Origin of the sequence: uncultured Kordia sp. (genome assembly GCF_947489565.1) — a bacterium.
Classification (GTDB): domain Bacteria; phylum Bacteroidota; class Bacteroidia; order Flavobacteriales; family Flavobacteriaceae; genus Kordia.
Genome location: NZ_CANLEA010000020.1, coordinates 82,178 through 100,945, shown reverse-complemented (window position 1 = coordinate 100,945; position 18,768 = coordinate 82,178). Strand labels below are relative to the sequence as shown.

Genomic DNA, 18,768 nt, shown 5'->3' with positions numbered 1-18,768 from the left:
TTATAAACTCAAAACGTCTTTTCGAGTGATTTTTGTAAAAAATTGTATCGAGAAATGTGTGATGTTAGACGCGCTTTTGCTTTAAGATTGTTAGACTTGCTCACGCTCTTAGAAGCGCTTTTGCTTTTGGACTTGCTTTGTTCTTGGATTTATTCAATAAAATTATAAACTCAAAACGTCTTTTCGAGTGATTTTTGTAAAAAATTGTATCGAGAAATGTGTGATGTTAGACGCGCTTTGCTTTTGGATTGTTAGACTTGCTCGCGCTCTTAGACGCGCTTTTGCTTTTGGATTGATTAGCTTTGTTCTTGGATTTATTCAATAAAATTATAAACTCAAAACATCTTTTCGAGTGATTTTTGTAAAAAATTGTATCGAGAAATGTGTGATGTTAGACGCGCTTTGCTTTTAGATTGTTAGACTTGCTCACGCTCTTAGACGCGCTTTTGCTTTTGGATTTGTTTTGTTCTTGGATTTATTCAATAAAATTATAAACTCAAAACGTCTTTTTGAGTGATTTTTGTAAAAAATTGTATCGAGAAATGTGTGATGTTAGACGCGCTTTGCTTTTGGATTGTTAGACTTGCTCGCGCTCTTAGACGCGCTTTTGCTTTTGGATTTGCTTTGTTCAATTCAAGAAATTTAAAATCCCTTCGCATTCAAAGTATTCTCGACTGCGCTCGAATTGACATTTGATACTTTCAATCAAAAAAAAGCTCCACAAACTAGTCTGCGAAGCCTTTTACAAATGATGTAAACCAAACTTCATTCTTTTTGTAATGTCTTTATATCTGCAATGAGTTGTTGTACAGCAGTTTTGTTCAGACCATTGTAAATTCCTCTTATTTGTCTGTTTTTATCAATGAGTACAAAGTTTTCTGTATGTAAAAAATCGTCCTCAGTTTTTGTTTCTCCCAAATCTTCTTCTACAAAATAGTGGTTTCGACCTAAGTCATATATTTGAGAACGATCGCCAGTAACTAAATGCCATTTTTTACTGTCAATTCCTTTATTTTCAGCATACGCTTTTAGCACGGGAACTGAATCCATTTCTGGAGTTACTGAATGTGATAGCAATAAAATTTCGTCATCATTTTTAAATTCTTGTTGTAAAATGTCCATATTAGCAGTCATTTTTGGACAAATTCCGGGACAGGTTGTAAAAAAGAAATCTGTGATGTAGATTTTATCTTTAAATGTTTCTTCTGTAATCGTTTTTCCCTCTTGATTTGTGAAGCTAAAAGCTGGAATTTGATGAAATGTTTTTTGTGCTTCTGTTCCTTTTTCAAACCAAAATGGCGTAAAAGATGCTTCTTGATAATACGGTAAACTCGCTACACGACTGTCTAGTTTTTTCTTTCCATCTTTACAATTAAACACTAGTAAAGAAGTTAGAAACAACAAGAAATATTTACTTGGTCTGTACAATTTCGTTTTGTAATTCATAACACAATCCTGATCGTTTTAAGCCAAAAAACCGCCCATTTTTAGCTTCATAATTATTAAATAGCTTTCCATTTTTTCGCCATGCTTGCTGCAATCCTTCTTCTTTTCCATTGACAATGGTTCTGCGTTTGAATTTTTCTCCAGTTTTATACCATTGTTCTTGAATTCCGTTCACAATTCCATGCTCATGATTGGATATAGAACGTAAGTTTCCGTTGCTCCACCATGTTTTAGAAATTCCGTGTTGTTTTCCATCCACATACATTGCTTCATAGCTAAGTGTCCCATTTTGAAACCATTTTTTTCGTTCACCATGTTTCTTTCCATCTACATATTGAATCGTTTCTGCGACTGTTCCATGCGGATATTGTTCTTCAGAAATTCCTGAAAATGGTACATTCTGATAATACACCAATCCTAAATTTGGCTTTAGTGTAAGTGCATCTTTAGAAACTACTACCGAAGCACTTGGGGAACTTACTTCGGTATTCGTTTCTTTTTTAAGAGTTGCAATTTCTGTACATGAAACTATTGAAAGTATCATGATAAGAAGCATTGCTATATTACTGGATGTTACTCGCAGTTCCCTGATAACTGCCTGGAAATAATATATAATATGCATTCAAATAAAGTTCATTTTGTATGTGATAGTGATATTCTGCTTCGGTAGTGTGTTGCGTGGTACTTGAATGTCCACCAGAAGCATCTAAATCCGTTGGATAATCTCCCGTAGCATTGCATTTACGTCCGTATAAGAAAAAACCATCTGCAATAATTCCAATCAATTTATCATCATCATCCGACCATGCTTTTGGCTCTAAATGGTAATGGTAACTTTGCGGGCCTGTATGTGCCGCAGAATAATCTAACGAAGGCAACGCATTGTCAATAGGAACATTTGGTCCTTCTTGATCGTTGTAAATTACCGCTCCAGAAACGGCAACTCCAATAGGACCTAAACCTGTAGCACTTGAACTTGAAGCCAAACTTGGATTCGCAGAAACGGTTAACAAAAACGAACCGTTAAAGTCATCAATATTACCTGGTGCCATATTTTGATACGATGTTACCGTTGGCGCTACAAATAACGGATGATCTGTTGCAACTGCAGGAGTTCCTGTTCTTGCATTGGTACTTGACCAATATGGAGATGTATGATTTGGTCTTCCATTGGTTTCTATTTCTACATCAGTTCCATTGAGCATGATAGTTACATTATTCTTGTCAAACTCACTAAAAGCATCATGTAATGTGGCGGTGTCTCCACCGCCAGTTGTAGGTGTTGTAGTAGTTGCATCATCGTCACTTCCACACGATATTATAAATACCGTTGAAGCTATGACTAATAAAGAAAGTATTATTGCTTTTCTGTTCATGTTTTTCTTGTTTGTTAGGTGTGTATTTATCTTTTGTTTTTATTTCGTTTGTAGAACTTTTACCAACAACTAGCAAATTTACTGTCGTCCGCGTTGTCCTCTTTGTCCGCGCTGTCCACCTTGTCTTCCTTTAGGTTTTGGTGCGTTTTCCAGTTCTTTTTCAGTGATGAAACCATCATCATTTGTATCTACTTTTGCAAAATCGCGTTGCAATGGACCTCTGACTTCTTTTTTGCTTAGTTTTCCATCACCATTTTCATCCATATGCTCTAAGATTTGTGCTGCGCTTGGACGTTCTCTGTTATTTCTTCTGCCTTCTCTTCCAGGAAAACCATTCGGTCCACCACGCATTCCACCTTCTACTTTAAAACTCTTATTTGGTGTTCCTACAAAAAATCGTGGTAATGAAGGAAAGCTATCCGTTATTATATAATAATAGCTGCCATCAGGGAATTCAGGAGTTTTTCCAAATCGACCATTTGCTTCATCCAAATCTCCATGACCTTCTATATATTCAAAATCACGCACATACGTTCCGTCATAAGCGCCATTTGGTGCAGAAATCCCATCGCCTGGACGATTTCCTTGTCTTAATTTATAACTTGAAGTCAATTCGATCAACTCATTACTATCCTCCGAAGCGTAGCCATATTTGTAATAAATTGGAAAACCATCTGCTGCCCAACCAATTAAAAACATACTGTTTTCTTTGGCTTGTTGTATAATTCCCCAAGGTGTTCCGTGATAGTGATATTCGCCCGTTGGTTGTACGTGTGCATTGTTACAATCGTCTCCTAAATCTACATTAGTACTCAAAGCTTCTTTTGACCAAGCCATGTTCATTTCGCGCGTATTCGGATTCACAAAAAACTCCATTGCCGTTGGTTCCATCTTTACGCCATTAATAGCAACACCAAAAACGTATTCAGGCCTTCCCTGCCCTAACAATCCTTCACTATAGACAGACGTTAGTTTTTTATTCTTTTTTGGTCGTAAAGCAACTTTATAGGTTTTATTTTGAGGCGAAATACGATTCGGATTTCCTGCATTAGGAAAACTTCCTGTAGCATGTTGTGGAATCGCATTTGATTTGATAACTCGGTATTTTCCTTGTTTTGTGATAGCAACTTCACTTTTGTACTTTACCATTTCAGTACATTCATAACCATCGGTTACCGAAAAAGTGTTCATAACTGTTTCCTGTGCGAGTGTCATACAGGCAATCAACAAAAAAATAGGAGTGATTTTATAGTTCATACTAAAAGAGTTTCATCTTGTTGTTTTGTAGTTAGATGTGTTCTTTTAGAAAAACTTGTGCAGAGAATTAAATTATTTTTATTTCTTTAATTTTATATCAAATTTAGAGTCTTTGATTTTCGTTATTTTCCCGATCTTCCCTTTCCACGTCTTCCGTGGCGTTTTAAAGACTCTTGTACTATTGTATTGAAACGTGTACGTTGTTCATCGGTACAAATTTTTTGAACTTCTTTGAAATGATAGAAAGTTTTTAAGTCTTTTTCACGTTCTCTATCACCAATACGTCGGGTAATATCATCAATTTTTGCTTCATTTACGGTAGTTGAAGAAATCTCAGCGAATAATTGATCTTTCAGTTCTTTGATTTCGCGGGAAATTCCCATCATTTCTTCATGATGCGCATCATTCATTTCTGAAAACTGAGCCATTTGCGTTGCATCAAATTGTAATTCCTTGGCGATAAATTTCCCAGGATTTGGTCCTTTTGGCGGTTTATCTCCAAAAATTTTGAACATAAAAAAGCCATTCATCACTACCAGAAAAGCCACTAAAATATATAATAAAGTATTTTTTTTCATCTGCTTCTGCAAGTTTAGTTAAATAATGATGGACTTTCTTCTGCTCCCAATTCGTACATCGTTGCGAAATCTGAAATATTATTGTCATATTCCGTTTTGTTCAATTGATATATTCCAAAAATATTGATCAGTAACACACAAACGAATGTTGCCAATTGCAATTTTGGACTCAACCAACCGAATCCCGTTGAAACTGCTTCTTCCTTTTCCGAAAATAAACGTTGCATGGTTTTATCTCTGAAAAACGGCGAAACTTTTACTTCATTGATCGTATCTATAACGTCAAATGTAGTGTCAATATTCTCCTGTATGTCTTTTGGTATCTTCATAACTCTCTTTTAGATGCGAACTTTTTAAAAAACTTGCGCTATCTTGAATTTTTATAAAAATTTGCTAATATTTTCTGTAAATTTTTCTTTGCACGAAACATTAAGGACTCTACAGAAGAAACACTTTTTTCCGTAATCTCTCCTACTTCCTTGTAACTCAAACCATCAATTTTATGCAAGGTAAACACAATACGTTGCGCTTCTGGCAATTGGTGAATAGCTCTAAAAATAGTTTCGCTTTTTTCTTTGTTCTCTAACAAAATTCCAGGATGATTCATTTCAGTGAAATACATGGTTTTATCTAGCGGAATTTCGTTTCCAAAAATAGATTGCATAAACGCAAAACGCTTTTTGGTGTTCTTTTTTCGAATAAATTCTAAAGATTTGTTGGTGGAAATTCTATAAATCCAAGTGGAAAGTTTTGAATTTCCTTGAAACTTATGAATCGATCGAAATACTTCTACAAATACTTCCTGAGCTATGTCTTCTGCATCTTCTTTATTGGGCACAAAGGACAAACACGTATGAAAAACACGCTGCTCATATTCCTCCAAAAGACGACTATAGGCTGCTCGTTTTCCTGCTTGTAAATCTGCTATAAAAGTAGTTTCGCTCAATGATTTTATTTGATTACATAAATAAACTAAAAAATATAAACATAAAACAATACCTTTGCGCTTTAATTTGAATTAGATGCGATTACACAGAAATTTAGTTTTTTCCGTAATAGATGGATTAAACTTGATATTTAATGAAGGAGCTTATGCCGATAAAGTAGTTGAAAAGTTACTGAAACGAGATGCCCGTTGGGGAAGTCGAGATCGAAAGTTTGTTGCCGAAACCACGTATGAAATTGTACGCTGGAAACGTTTGTATGCTGAGATAGCTGACATTAAAGAAAATTATTCCCGCGAAAATTTATGGCGTATTTTTGCTGTTTGGGCAACTTTACGAGGTATTGAATTACCAGATTGGAATCAGCTTGCTGGTACACCAACACGTAGAATTAAAGGTCGTTTTGATGAACTATCTAAGATTCGAAAAATTAAGGAATCTATTCCTGATTGGTTGGATGAATTGGGTGTTGCAGAATTAGGTGAAGAAGTTTGGACTAAAGAAATTAACGCCTTAAACAAACAAGCAGACGTTATTCTTCGCGCAAATACGTTGCGAACTACTAAAGATAAACTGAAAGAATTATTGGCTACTTTTGATCATGAAACAGAAGAAATTAAGGATCATCCTGTAGCATTACGCTTAAAAGAGCGTGCCAATATATTTAAAAATGATGCTTTCAAAAATGGTTTCTTCGAAGTACAAGACGCAAATTCTCAATTGGTTTCTGAATTTTTAGATGTAAAACCAGGAATGAAAGTTGTTGATACTTGTGCTGGTGCTGGCGGAAAATCATTGCACTTAGCTGCATTGATGGAAAATAAAGGAAACTTAATTTCTTTGGATATTTACGAAGGAAAGTTACGTGAACTAAAGCGTAGAGCACGACGAAATGGCGCTCATAATATTGAAACTCGCGTGATTACTTCCACGAAAGTGATCAAAAAATTATATGACAAAGCCGATCGTGTATTGATTGATGCTCCGTGTTCTGGATTGGGCGTTTTACGTAGAAATCCAGACGCAAAGTGGAAAATTCAACCTGAGTTTTTAGAAAAAATTAAAGACACGCAACAAGACATTTTACAACGCTATTCGCGAATGGTAAAATCGGGTGGAAAACTTGTATATGCAACCTGTTCTATCTTACCATCTGAAAATCAAGAACAAGTTGAGAAATTCTTAGCTTCCAATGATGATTTTACACTTGTAGAAGACAAAAAACTATTGGCGTCAGCTTCTGGCTTTGATGGTTTTTATATGGCCTTGTTAGAACGAAAATAGAACCCTAAATTTATTTCAATATATTATTACAATGAAAAGAACTCTACTTTTTTTAATCGGATTGATCTCATTTTCTGCTGTTGCACAACAAGCATATTATAATGATGTTAATCTTACTTTGACTGGAACACAATTACGTGATGCATTGGCGACAAAAGTGATCAACACACACTCAAATTCATTATCATATTCTGAAATTTGGGATGCTATTATGATTACTGATATAGACCCAAATAATACGAGTAATGTAACCTTATTATACGGATGGGAAAATGGAAGTGATGGCGATGTTACCAATGATTTATACAGAGGTATAAACGAAAATGGTGGAAATGTTGGTGACTGGAATAGAGAACACACATTTGCAAATTCATTAGCGAGTCCTGATTTAGATTCAAATACTACAAACGGACCTCCATACAGTGATGCGCACAATTTACGTCCTACCGATGTACAACGAAACGGACAACGTGGAAGTCGTTTGTTTTCTGCAGGTTCAGGAAATTCTGGAACTGTTGGTGCTTTTTGGTATCCTGGTGATGCTACTCAAGGCGGACCAGATTGGCGTGGTGATGTTGCCAGAATTGTAATGTACATGTATATTCGTTATGGAAATCAATGTGCACCAAATTTAGTAGCAAACGGAACTACGAATAGTGTCGATTCAAATATGATCGATTTGTTGTTAGAATGGAATGCTGCCGATCCTGTTTCCCCACTTGAAGATGCACGTAATGCATACCATGAAGATATTTTTAATGCTACTGCACAAGGAAATCGTAATCCTTTTATTGACAATCCACGTTTGGCAACTCAAATTTGGGGCGGAACTCCAGCGGAAGATCGTTGGGGAATTTTTGGAACAGATACAGAAGATCCAACCGTACCAATGAATCTAATGGTAAGTAATGAAACTTCTACTAGTATTGATGTTTCTTGGACAGCTTCTACCGATAATGTTGGTGTTACTGGATACGATGTATATGTAGATGGAGTGTTTGAACAAACAGTAGCAGGAACAAGCGCAACAGTAAGTGGTTTGCTTGCTTCTACAACATATACCTTTACCGTATTGGCAAAAGATGCACAAGGAAATACATCTGCACAATCTACTGGAGTCGATGGAACGACACTCGCTAACGGTGGCGGAGGCGGAACTGGTAGTAGTTTGTACTTTTCAGAATATATGGAAGGAAGTTCGTTTAACAAAGCATTAGAGATTGCAAATTATACTGGAAGTACCGTTGATTTGAATGAAGTTGGAAATGTATATACTTTAAAAATATCTACGAACGGAAGTGCTACTTGGAACTCAACCTATAGTTTTCCAATGGGCGCAATGATTACAGATGGTGATGTATATGTAATTGGAAATACTGGTTTGGCTGTTTGTACAGGAGCTGTAGACGATTCGAATGATAATATTACTGGATTTAATGGAAACGATGCTATCGGTTTATTTAAAAACGATGTGTTGATCGATATTTTAGGAACTTTAGGTGATGGAGCCACGTATGCTCAAAATACGACTTTGGTTAGAAAACCTAGCATTAGCAGTCCAAATGCAACCTTTACAATTGGTGAATGGGATGCTTCTGCTTCTAATACTTGTGACAATTTAGGAATGCATACACAAACTTTAAGTGTCACTACGTTTGATACTGAGGAATTTGTGATCTATCCAAATCCAACCAATGGAAATGTGGTATACATCAACACACAAAATAATTCTGAAATCTCACGTGTTCGTCTGTATGATATGACTGGAAAGCAACTCATCAATCAAATCAATACTTCAAACGAAATCAACGTTCAAGGATTGCAACAAGGAATGTATATTTTACAACTAGAAATAGGAAACCAAACAATTAGCAAAAAACTAATGAAACAATAAGAGAAATCCTTCGGGATTTATAAAAAGCGATACTATTTGTATGAATAGTGTCGCTTTTTTTTATAGTTTTAAGTCAAATTAAAACCAGCTATGAAAAAAATTACATTAATATTATTCATCCTTTTTAGTACGTATACTTCTTTTTCACAAGACACAGAAGCGCCTACTACTCCAGTAAACTTTCAATTTATAGACAATCCAATAGTTCAACCAGATGACATATCTGTAGAATGGGAACACTCGACAGATAACGTTGGTGTAGAAACGTATGAAATTTACATTAATGGTACTTTATCAAGAATTGTAGCGTATGATGGAACTGGCGCTATTCAATATGCAAGTTTTGTAAACTATCCTAATGGCTCGTACTGCTTAACAATTCTAGCCAGAGACGCAGCGGGGAATGCTTCCCCAATATCAGGTCAAGTTTGTAAAACTGTGAATGTTATTTATCAAAATGGACCTGCAGAACTTTACCTATCAGGATTTGTAAATTATTCAGGAAGTGAAAAAGCAATTGAAGTATCGAATATGACGTTTAGTGCTATTGATTTATCAGATTATTCTATAAAAATAAGCTACGATGGTAATGCTACATGGGATGTTGTGTATACATTCCCTGCGAATTCAATGATATCTCCTTTAGAAAGTTTTATCATTGCGCATCCTAGTTTTTCAATTTGTACAGATGTAATTACCAACTTAGGAATCAACGTTGATTATAACGCTAACCTTACCAATATAGATGGAAACGATGCTATCGGTTTATTTAAATATGATATTTTGTATGATATGATTGGGGAATTAGGGAATAATGCAACACATACAAACACTGATCAATTTATTAAAAGAGGTGCTTATCTTGCCGCTATACCTAATACACTTTTTAATATAAATACATGGGATATGGAAGTAAGTAATGGAAGTTGTCCTGGCTTATTTGGATTTCCTAATATGGTTTTGTTAAGTACTGAAGATGTAGAATTGAATTCGTTTCAAATATATCCAAATCCAACCAATGGAGATATTGTTACCATCGACACAAAAAATAATGTAGAAATTACCGCTGTAAAAGTATTTGATCTTACAGGAAAACAAGTGTTACAACAAACAAACGTTTCAAACGAAATTAATGTTCAATCATTACAGCAAGGAATGTATATTTTACAGTTAGAAACTGAAAATCAAACCATTACTAAAAAATTAATCAAACAGTAAGTATTTACAACTGATTTATCAAAAAGCGATATTATTCATACAAATAGTGTCGCTTTTTTTTTATAGCTTTATATATAATTAAAACCAGCTATGAAAAAAATTACACTAACACTACTCTTTGTTTTTATCACATTTATTTCTTTTTCTCAAGATACCGAAGCTCCAACTGCGCCAACAAACTTAAATGCTATCTTCTACCAGAATGATAATGGCACCAATATTCTCTATTGGAATAATGCTACTGATAATGTTGCTGTAACAGCATATGATATCTATGTTAATGACAACTTTCATATCACAGTGCCACATCTTGATGGTCAATCACAGCAAGATGTTTTAATAGAAGGTTTATTTGGTTTAAGTTATTGTTTTTATGTAGTAGCAAGAGATGCTGCTCAAAATACTTCTGAAACAAGTAATACAGATTGTTTTCATCGTAATCCTAGTACAAGTGACCAATTTCCTGACGATTTGTATTTATCAGCAATTGTGAATGGAGATAGTAATAATAAAATTATCGAAATTTCTAATTTAACTGATATTAATGCCAATTTAGACAACTATTCAATAAAAATAAGTAGAGATGGAAATGCAACTTGGCAGGACACATATACCTTTCCTTCTGGGCATATACTAAATGATTTGGATGCCTTTGTAATTGGAAGGTCTACAGGAACTTTTTGTGCTGATGAATACGATGTAATTGATGATATAATTACAGATTTTGATGGAAATGATGTTATTGGATTTTTTAAAAATGATGTACTCATTCAGTCATATGGAACTCTCGGTGATTCGAGTGTTATTATGAATGCCAATACCGCTTATACAGTGAATACAGGTGCAATAGAATTAAATTACTTTGATATTAACTTTTGGACAGAAATGGACTTGGCAACTCCTCTCGGATCTATTTGTTATTACTATATAGGAACTACCGAATTTATCGTATTAAGTACAGAAGATAATACTCAAAATTCTTTCAGTATTTACCCAAACCCAACCAATGGAGATATTGTTACCATCGACACAAAAAATAATGTAGAAATTACCGCTGTAAAAGTATTTGATCTTACAGGAAAACAAGTACTACAACAAACAAACGTTTCAAACGAAATTAATGTTCAAGGATTGCAGCAAGGTGTATACATTCTACAAATAGAATCTGATAACAAACTGACTACCAAAAAATTAATCAGGCAGTAAGAAAAAATAAATTCTAAAAAAAGCGGTATTATTCACACAAATAGTATCGCTTTTTTTTATAGCTTTATATCAAATTAAAACCAGCTATGAAAAAAATTACACTAACACTACTCTTACTTTTTAGTATCTATACTTCTTTTTCACAAGATACAGAAGCGCCAACAGTTCCAGACAATTTAATAATTGACCATGTTATAGATTATTTGTATTGGGATAGTTCTACAGACAATGTCGAAGTCATGGAATACGATATTTATGTAAATGATGCATTTAGATTGACCGTAACTCATCTTCCAAATGACACAAATTTTGTAAACATAAACCATCTAGGTCCTATTGTGTATGAAGAAATATATTCGTTTAGAATATTAGCTCGTGATACTTCTGGAAATGAATCTGCATTTAGTGACTATACTTCTTTTGTATCTCCTACACCGGGAACTATTTACGATCCTGATGCCGTATTTATTTCAAGAGTAATGAATGGAGACAATGACTATAAAGGCGTTGAAGTTTTGAATACTACTGGTGAAATCGTAGATATGTCTGAGTATACACTAAAACTAAGCTATGATGGAAACTCAACTTGGGATATTACCTATACATTTCCTCCAAATACATTTCTAAATCACTTCGATAAAATTAGAATTCTACATTCACAAGCAACACCTTGTGTGCCTCAAGATTTCTTAGTCATGGATACGAACGATGTCATCACAAATTTTGACGGAAATGATGCTATGGGATTATTTCACAACGATGTCTTAATTGATCGTCTTGGACATTTAGGACAAAATACTACGTATGTGGAAGCAAATCAACTCGCTGTAAGACTGTTTTATACCGATCAGCATTCTCCATGGGTAGAATTCGAAATCACCTCATTTTTAGATATTTGTGAAGGAAATTTAGGAGAAGATTATTATACCTTAAGTGTTTCCAAATTTGCAGCCAAAAACATTACGGTATATCCAAATCCTGTAAAAGGAAACGTATTGCATTTTGACACCAAAAACAATCAACCATTAGATACCGCTACGATTGTAGATATGACTGGAAAAACGGTGTTGACTAGTGCTAATATTATCAACAATCAATTAGACATTCAAAACATTACACAGGGAATTTACTTTGTAAAAATTCAATCAGGCGATAAAATCAGCATTCACAAAATGATTCGCCAATAACTATCAAGAATGCGCTCCAATTAAAAAGCTCCAAATGTACATTTGGAGCTTTTATATATTACATAATTATGCCAGTAATCATATAATTTTCTATAAAAGTAACAACTATTTTCTATTTATAAAAATCGCCTCAACAATTAACTCAATGCCAAGTCCATTGCTTTGGTAGCATGAATCTTTGTGGTATCAAACACAGGAATGGAAACATCTTTCTGTTTGATCAATAATGGAATTTCTGTACAACCCAAAATCACACCTTCTGCTCCTTCTTCATTTTTGAGACGCTCAATAATAGTTACATATGCTGCTCTTGAACTTTCTTTCAGTTCTCCTTTCGGTAATTCCTCATAAATCACACGATTAATTTCTTGACGTTCTTCTGCATTCGGAATCACAAAATCAATACCAAATGACGTCAATACATCTTTATAGAAATCCATTTCCATCGTGTATTTTGTACCTAAAAGCGCCACTTTTTTTAAGTTTTTTGCTATAATTTTTTCAGAAGTTGCTTCGGCAATATGAATTACAGGAACCGACACACTTTTACGTACAGCATCAATCGTTAAATGCATGGTATTTGCTGTAATGAGAATCAAGCTTGCACCTGCTTTTTCTAGATTTTTTCCAGCTTCAGACATGATATCATTCAGAATATCCCAACGTCCATCGTGCTGTAACGCTTTTATTTCTCCAAAATCAACCGAACTGATAATACATTTTGCAGAATGTGAAGTTCCTGAATGTTTTTCGGCTAAATCGTTTAAAATTTGATAATATAGTATCGTCGATTGCGGTGTAATTCCGCCAATAAGTCCAATAGTTTGCATGATTGATAATTTATGTTGTTAAAATTAGGGATTTATTCGCTTTGCTTCTACATTTGTAAGTATAATTTTAGCACATGACAACCTTACTCATCAACATCAAAGAATTACTCCAAGTTCGAGAAACAAATGTTTCTAAAATTGCTGGAGCCGATATGAAAACGCTTCCTATATTAGAAAACGCATATCTCTATATTGTTGATGATGTCATTTCCGATTTTGGTTTGATGGCAACTATTGAAATCGCTTCCGCAGATACTATCATTGACTGTACAGATAAAGTGGTATTACCAACTTGGTGCGATAGTCATACGCATTTAGTTTATGCTGGAAACCGAGCGCAAGAATTTGTTGATCGTATCAATGGTTTAAGCTATGAAGAAATTGCCAATCGCGGTGGTGGTATTTTAAATTCAGCCAAAAAACTACAAGAAACTTCTGAAGATGAACTCTTTGCACAATCGGCAAAACGTTTGGAAGAAGTTATGCAGATGGGAACTGGCGCCATTGAAATAAAATCGGGTTATGGACTCACCGTAGAAGCCGAACTCAAAATGTTGCGTGTCGCAAAACGGTTGAAAGAAGCTTACAACTTTCCTATCAAAACCACATTTTTGGGCGCACATGCGGTTCCTGCAAATTACAAAGGAAATCAAGATGGCTATATGGATTTGGTCATTAATGAAATGTTGCCAAAAGTTGCGGAACAAAACTTAGCGGAATACGTAGATATTTTCTGCGAAAAAGGATATTTTACCTTAGAAGACACAGAACGTTTGCTCAAAGCTGCGCAACAATACAACTTAACACCAAAAATTCACGTAAATCAATTCAATGCATTTGGTGGCGTGGCTTTAGGTGTACAGTACAATGCACTTTCGGTAGATCATTTAGAAGAACTCAATGATGATGATATTACTGCTTTGCAAGGAAGCAATACCATGCCCGTTGCCTTGCCTTCGTGTTCGTATTTCTTAAGCATTCCGTATACGCCAGCTCGTAAATTGATGGACGCAGGTTTACCTGTTGCATTGGCTACCGATTACAATCCTGGTTCAACGCCTTCTGGAAATATGAATTTTGTAGTAAGTACAGCGTGTATCAAAATGAAAATGACGCCTGAAGAAGCAATCAATGCTGCAACTATTAACGGTGCGTACGCTATGAGACTTTCTGAAACTCACGGAAGCATTACCAAAGGAAAAGCTGCCAACATTATCATAACCAAAGAAATTCCGTCGTTTCATGTATTGCCGTATGCGTTTGGTGACAACAATATTGAACAGGTTTTAATCAATGGAAAAGTTATTTAGACTTGCTTCGCTCTTGGATTTTTAGATTTATTAGAAACGTCTTTGCGAGGCAGCATGACGTAGCAATCTGTTTCTCCAAAGAACAATAACGTAATATAGTAAACAGATTACTTCGCTATCGTTCGTAGTGACGAATTGTAGTTTTTAGACTGTATCACACTGAACGGATTCGAAGTGTAGACTTCTCATAGTACGTCACTGCGAGGAGTTTGCGACGTGGCAGTCTGTTCCTCGTTGAGAAAAATATATTTTGATTGAAAATACCTAGCGTAGCTATCGAGAACTACTTGGAAAATCAAAACTGCTCTCGATACAATTTTCTATGAAAATCACTCGAGCTGACGTTTGGTATATCATTATATTATAGAAATCTATAAATTGAAAATACTATATCTTTACAAAAACGCATCTCTATGCTTAATTTCTCGCTTCCGCAGAACGGTTCCTTGTCCAGCTTGATGATTGAAAACGGCATCTCTGATTTCAAAAGTGCGATTGCATACGTGAATCAATTGCCATACGGAAGAACCTCAGATCGTAGTGATTATCGATTGATCATTCCCGAACAGAAAGGAACTTGCGCTACCAAACACGCTTTCTTAAAGCAACTCGCTATAGAAAATCAGGAAGAAACTGTGCAATTATTCATCGGAATCTACCAGATGAACGAAGCCAATACCAAAGGTGTCGGAAGTGTTTTAAATACGTACCAACTGAATTATATTCCAGAAGCACACACGTACTTAAAAATCAACGGAAACTTGGTAGATATCACCCGAACTACCGAAAATGATACTTCTTTTGAAGACAGTTTACTTATAGAACAAGAAATTCTTCCATATCAAATTGCCAATTATAAAGTAGATTTTCATCAAAACTATCTCAAACAATGGATTGTAGACGAGCAACTCTCCTATTCTTTTGAAGAAATCTGGAAGATTCGTGAGGAATGTATTGCTGCGCTAGCTGGTTAGACTTCTTAGAATCGCTTTGCTTTTAGACTTGTTAAATTTCCTTTTCTCTTAGAGTATTAGAATTCTTCGATTCTGTCATTCCGCACACTTGATGCGGAATCTCATTATACTTTTCTCCTTTTATATTTTTTGACCAATTACACTTACTTAAAATCGTAAGAAAAATGTAACTTTATTGAATTCTAGTTACTAATATGCTGACTCAACAAACTAATTCATGGAAGAAGTACACGACATTAACTACGCACGAAAACTTATTAGAGAGAATTTAGAAACAAAGAATCCATATTTAGATTTGGGGAATTGTGGATTAAAGAGTTTATTAAGGGTTACTGAATTATTTAAATGCATTCACTTAAAAACCCTTATTTTAAGTGGAGTTTGGAAAGAATCGACAAACTTAAATAGTCACAGTGTAAATAAAGGATCCATTAATGACATAAATTTCCTTCCTAAAGAATTTTCAAATCTTAAGAATCTTGAAAAATTGGTCCTTTCAGAAAATTCAATACGAGACATAAAAATCCTAAAATATCTAGTAAAGCTAAAATTTCTGGATATAGCAAGATGTGAAATTGTTGAGGCAGAAGCTTTAAAAAACTTAGTACATCTAGAACATTTGAATGCAGGTTTTAATCCATTTAATAATAATCAATACTTACAAATATTATCAAATTTAAAATTTTTAAATATTGATTATAATAATGTTAATACTAACCATCTAAAAAATCTTATTAAACTAGAATATTTATCTCTTTCAAAATGTAATATAACAAACTGTGAATTTCTAACTAATTTAACAAAAGTTACATTTTTAAACTTATCAAAAAACAAACTAATAAATACAGATAAAATTTGTAGTCTTAAAAAATTAAAAACTCTAATAATTAGACATACTAAATTAGATAATTTCAATTTCCTTCAAAAAATAGAAAAATTAGAAAATCTTAACTTAAATGGTAATCGTAATTTTGATTTTAACAAATTACGGAAAATGAATTATCTTAAGAGATTGTTTATTGGTAACTGTAGTATTGATAACATTAATTTTTTAGAACACCTTCATAAATTAGAGATTTTAATCTTAAGTAATAATGATATAACTGATATAAAAGTTTTAGAAAATCTTAAAAAATTAAAATATTTAAGTCTAATAAATAACAAAATTAAAAATGTTCCTTCAGCTATTTTCAAACAATTCAACAATAACAAAATTATTAACAAATCACTTAATAGCAATGAATTAAACATATTACTATTTCGGGGAAATCCAATCCAATCACCTCCACTAGAAATATTAGAACAAGGAAGTCAAGCAACTTTAGATTGGTATGAAGCAAATAAAGTAAAGCTTAATGAAATAAAAGTTATTTTGCTAGGTGATCCCGAAGCAGGGAAAACATCTCTTTTGCGCAGACTAAAAGACAATACATTTGATGAAAAAGAAGTCCAAACCGATGGTATTAATATTGAAAGTTTAAGATTTGGAACACTAGAAACTTTTAAAAAACAAACAGTTTTACATAAATTAACTGGGCTTTTTTGGGATTTTGGCGGTCAAGAGATTATGAACGCTACACATCAATTTTTCTTAACAAAATGCTGTGTTTATGTACTGGTTCTAGAATCTCGAAAAGACACCAATTCTTCTGAACAAATTCGCCAATGGATCAATAAGATCAAAACTACTGGTGGTAATTCTTCAATCATAATTGTTAGTAACAAAATTGATATAAATCCTGGATTTGGTTTTGAAAATGAATATGATTTACAGCAAGAATTTCCACAAATTAAACACTTTATCAAAACCTCCAGTAAAACCAATAAAGGAATTGAAGAATTAAAAGATAAACTAGCTGAACTCATTCCACAATCTGAATTATTTAATACCGAAATTGATGAACGTTGGATTCCGATTAAAGAACAATTACAAGAAGAAACCAAACAAAATGACAAACTTAATGAAACTCGTTTTATAGAAATCTGTCAAAAACATGGTTTGACAAAAAAATCAGAACGACAAAGTGCTATCCGATTTTTAAACGATTTAGGAATCGTATTGCACTTTGAAGATATCAAACTAGCAGAGTATTATGTATTAGACCCTTATTGGATTACTTACGGCATCTATCAAATTGTTACGTCTAAATTTGCTAGTGAGCAAAATGGAAAGATAGCCATGGATAAGTTAGAATTTATAATAAATGAAGAAGAAGACAAAGAAACTGTATATCGTCCTTCATCTTATAAAAAAATCGACTATTCTAATAATGAAAGGCGTTTTTTGGTTGATATTTTACAACAATTTAAGCTAAGCTTTATATTACGTGATGAATGTCATTTTATTCTTCCTGATTTGCTTGATACAAAAGAACCAAAAGCATTGACTGTTCCCATACGTGATGAAGAAAATACAATTCAATTTGTGTATGAATATGCATATTTACCAAAAGCTATTATTCCCTACATCATGGTAGAAACGCATGAAATTATGGTTGCAAATTGGCGAACTGGCTGTGTACTTAAACATGAAGAGTGTAAAGCCTTAATCAGTACTTATGGCAATAGTTTACGAATTATAGTAAGTGGGGAATCTCAAAAACGCGAATTTATGTCCATCATTAGATATGTAATAGATTCGTTCAATAAAAAATTAAGCAATTTTCCTGAAATGAAAATACCATTACCAAATGATAGAAGATTTGCTGATTATAAAGAATTATTAGAACGTGAAAAAGATGGTGAATCCGTTTTCAAAACATATAATCCAAAAAAAGAATATACGATAAGTCAATTATTAGACGGCATCTCTTCAATTAAAGAAGTTGAGAAAATTTCTCCTGCCATAATGAATCAAATAATAGAAAAACTAGAAATCATTACTAAAAAATTAAATATTAATACGGAATTCTTATATCAAAAATTAGGTAAGCCCAATATGGAAGGAGAATTACATAAAGCTATTTTTCAACTCAATCAAGAACAACAATTGGAAATTTCTTCTGAAATTACAACCAAATTAGCAAGCATTTTCAGTGGTTTTGAAGCACAAATTGAAGAACAATTCAAAAGTATTTACCAAGATTTACAAAAAAGTGATCATACAGATGTAAAGCTGAAACTTGGAATTCCGCTCATTAGTCTTTTAGGTATTCAATTAGAAGTTGATTTTGATGTCAAAAATTGGTTCAAAGAATTATCTGAAAAATATAATTTAAAAGCATTAATTCCATTTCCCTAGAGAATAGTTTCTCTTAATAAACC

General features: G+C 33.6%; 16 protein-coding genes. 8 read left to right on the top strand and 8 right to left on the bottom strand.

What is annotated here, in order from left to right:
• Positions 1–765: 765 nt before the first annotated feature.
• The 7 genes from Q0845_RS22535 to Q0845_RS22505 form a co-directional block, all read right to left on the bottom strand.
• Positions 766–1,446: an SCO family protein gene (locus tag Q0845_RS22535; protein WP_298518356.1), complete on the bottom strand. Its 681-nt coding sequence runs from the start codon at positions 1,444–1,446 to the stop codon at positions 766–768.
• Entirely contained in the window at positions 1,412–1,990 is a 579-nt protein-coding gene (locus Q0845_RS22530; RefSeq protein WP_298518354.1) for a toxin-antitoxin system YwqK family antitoxin, read from the bottom strand. The genes Q0845_RS22535 and Q0845_RS22530 overlap by 35 nt, the downstream gene beginning before the upstream one ends.
• A 19-nt stretch (positions 1,991–2,009) precedes the next feature.
• Positions 2,010–2,822 (bottom strand): YHYH protein, encoded by an 813-nt coding sequence (locus Q0845_RS22525; protein WP_298518352.1) that lies wholly within the window; start codon positions 2,820–2,822, stop codon positions 2,010–2,012.
• A gap of 78 nt (positions 2,823–2,900) precedes the next feature.
• Positions 2,901–4,079 carry a YHYH protein gene (locus Q0845_RS22520; protein ID WP_298518350.1) on the bottom strand — a complete coding sequence of 393 codons (1,179 nt, stop codon included), beginning with the start codon at positions 4,077–4,079 and terminating at the stop codon, positions 2,901–2,903.
• Between the two features lie 122 nt (positions 4,080–4,201).
• Positions 4,202–4,657, bottom strand: a complete 456-nt coding sequence (locus tag Q0845_RS22515) for a periplasmic heavy metal sensor (protein ID WP_298518348.1) — start codon at positions 4,655–4,657, stop codon at positions 4,202–4,204.
• 14 nt (positions 4,658–4,671) lie between these two features.
• Entirely contained in the window at positions 4,672–4,986 is a 315-nt protein-coding gene (locus Q0845_RS22510; RefSeq protein ID WP_298518345.1) for a hypothetical protein, read from the bottom strand.
• A gap of 38 nt (positions 4,987–5,024) precedes the next feature.
• The gene (locus Q0845_RS22505) at positions 5,025–5,603 is read right to left on the bottom strand and encodes an RNA polymerase sigma factor (protein ID WP_298518343.1); all 579 of its coding nucleotides are present in this window, start codon (positions 5,601–5,603) and stop codon (positions 5,025–5,027) included.
• Positions 5,604–5,679: 76 nt separating this feature from the next.
• Here Q0845_RS22505 and Q0845_RS22500 point away from each other — a divergent pair, with 76 nt between their 5' ends.
• From Q0845_RS22500 to Q0845_RS22480, 5 genes are all read left to right on the top strand, one after another.
• On the top strand, positions 5,680–6,885 hold the full coding sequence (locus tag Q0845_RS22500; RefSeq protein WP_298518341.1) for a methyltransferase domain-containing protein: 1,206 nt from the start codon (positions 5,680–5,682) through the stop codon (positions 6,883–6,885).
• A gap of 31 nt (positions 6,886–6,916) precedes the next feature.
• Positions 6,917–8,779, top strand: a complete 1,863-nt coding sequence (locus Q0845_RS22495) for an endonuclease (RefSeq protein ID WP_298518339.1) — start codon at positions 6,917–6,919, stop codon at positions 8,777–8,779.
• Positions 8,780–8,869: 90 nt separating this feature from the next.
• Positions 8,870–9,997, top strand: coding sequence for a T9SS type A sorting domain-containing protein (locus Q0845_RS22490; RefSeq protein WP_298518337.1), 1,128 nt, complete (start codon positions 8,870–8,872; stop codon positions 9,995–9,997).
• Between the two features lie 90 nt (positions 9,998–10,087).
• Positions 10,088–11,203 carry a T9SS type A sorting domain-containing protein gene (locus tag Q0845_RS22485; protein WP_298518336.1) on the top strand — a complete coding sequence of 372 codons (1,116 nt, stop codon included), beginning with the start codon at positions 10,088–10,090 and terminating at the stop codon, positions 11,201–11,203.
• Between the two features lie 86 nt (positions 11,204–11,289).
• Positions 11,290–12,390: a T9SS type A sorting domain-containing protein gene (locus Q0845_RS22480; protein WP_298518293.1), complete on the top strand. Its 1,101-nt coding sequence runs from the start codon at positions 11,290–11,292 to the stop codon at positions 12,388–12,390.
• 137 nt (positions 12,391–12,527) lie between these two features.
• Here the strand turns inward: Q0845_RS22480 and Q0845_RS22475 are convergent, their stop codons facing one another.
• Positions 12,528–13,220, bottom strand: a complete 693-nt coding sequence (locus tag Q0845_RS22475) for an aspartate/glutamate racemase family protein (protein ID WP_298518290.1) — start codon at positions 13,218–13,220, stop codon at positions 12,528–12,530.
• A gap of 74 nt (positions 13,221–13,294) precedes the next feature.
• On the opposite strand from Q0845_RS22475, the gene hutI reads away from it, so the two are divergent.
• From hutI to Q0845_RS22460, 3 genes are all read left to right on the top strand, one after another.
• Complete coding sequence (hutI, locus tag Q0845_RS22470; protein WP_298518266.1) at positions 13,295–14,530, top strand: imidazolonepropionase; 1,236 nt, start codon at positions 13,295–13,297, stop codon at positions 14,528–14,530.
• A 413-nt stretch (positions 14,531–14,943) separates the two neighbouring features.
• Positions 14,944–15,504, top strand: coding sequence for a hypothetical protein (locus Q0845_RS22465; protein ID WP_298518264.1), 561 nt, complete (start codon positions 14,944–14,946; stop codon positions 15,502–15,504).
• A gap of 217 nt (positions 15,505–15,721) precedes the next feature.
• Positions 15,722–18,745: a COR domain-containing protein gene (locus Q0845_RS22460; RefSeq protein ID WP_298518261.1), complete on the top strand. Its 3,024-nt coding sequence runs from the start codon at positions 15,722–15,724 to the stop codon at positions 18,743–18,745.
• The last annotated feature ends 23 nt before the right edge of the window (positions 18,746–18,768 follow it).

Coding starts and splice junctions, on each gene's coding strand:
- Q0845_RS22475 (WP_298518290.1), bottom strand. CDS start 13,220: ATGCAAACTATTGGACTTATTGGCGGAATTACACCGCAATCGACGATA.
- Q0845_RS22495 (WP_298518339.1), top strand. CDS start 6,917: ATGAAAAGAACTCTACTTTTTTTAATCGGATTGATCTCATTTTCTGCT.
- Q0845_RS22525 (WP_298518352.1), bottom strand. CDS start 2,822: ATGAACAGAAAAGCAATAATACTTTCTTTATTAGTCATAGCTTCAACG.
- Q0845_RS22480 (WP_298518293.1), top strand. CDS start 11,290: ATGAAAAAAATTACACTAACACTACTCTTACTTTTTAGTATCTATACT.
- Q0845_RS22515 (WP_298518348.1), bottom strand. CDS start 4,657: ATGAAAAAAAATACTTTATTATATATTTTAGTGGCTTTTCTGGTAGTG.
- Q0845_RS22490 (WP_298518337.1), top strand. CDS start 8,870: ATGAAAAAAATTACATTAATATTATTCATCCTTTTTAGTACGTATACT.
- Q0845_RS22460 (WP_298518261.1), top strand. CDS start 15,722: ATGGAAGAAGTACACGACATTAACTACGCACGAAAACTTATTAGAGAG.
- Q0845_RS22465 (WP_298518264.1), top strand. CDS start 14,944: ATGCTTAATTTCTCGCTTCCGCAGAACGGTTCCTTGTCCAGCTTGATG.
- Q0845_RS22500 (WP_298518341.1), top strand. CDS start 5,680: ATGCGATTACACAGAAATTTAGTTTTTTCCGTAATAGATGGATTAAAC.
- Q0845_RS22485 (WP_298518336.1), top strand. CDS start 10,088: ATGAAAAAAATTACACTAACACTACTCTTTGTTTTTATCACATTTATT.
- Q0845_RS22510 (WP_298518345.1), bottom strand. CDS start 4,986: ATGAAGATACCAAAAGACATACAGGAGAATATTGACACTACATTTGAC.
- hutI (WP_298518266.1), top strand. CDS start 13,295: ATGACAACCTTACTCATCAACATCAAAGAATTACTCCAAGTTCGAGAA.
- Q0845_RS22535 (WP_298518356.1), bottom strand. CDS start 1,446: ATGAATTACAAAACGAAATTGTACAGACCAAGTAAATATTTCTTGTTG.
- Q0845_RS22530 (WP_298518354.1), bottom strand. CDS start 1,990: ATGATACTTTCAATAGTTTCATGTACAGAAATTGCAACTCTTAAAAAA.
- Q0845_RS22520 (WP_298518350.1), bottom strand. CDS start 4,079: ATGAACTATAAAATCACTCCTATTTTTTTGTTGATTGCCTGTATGACA.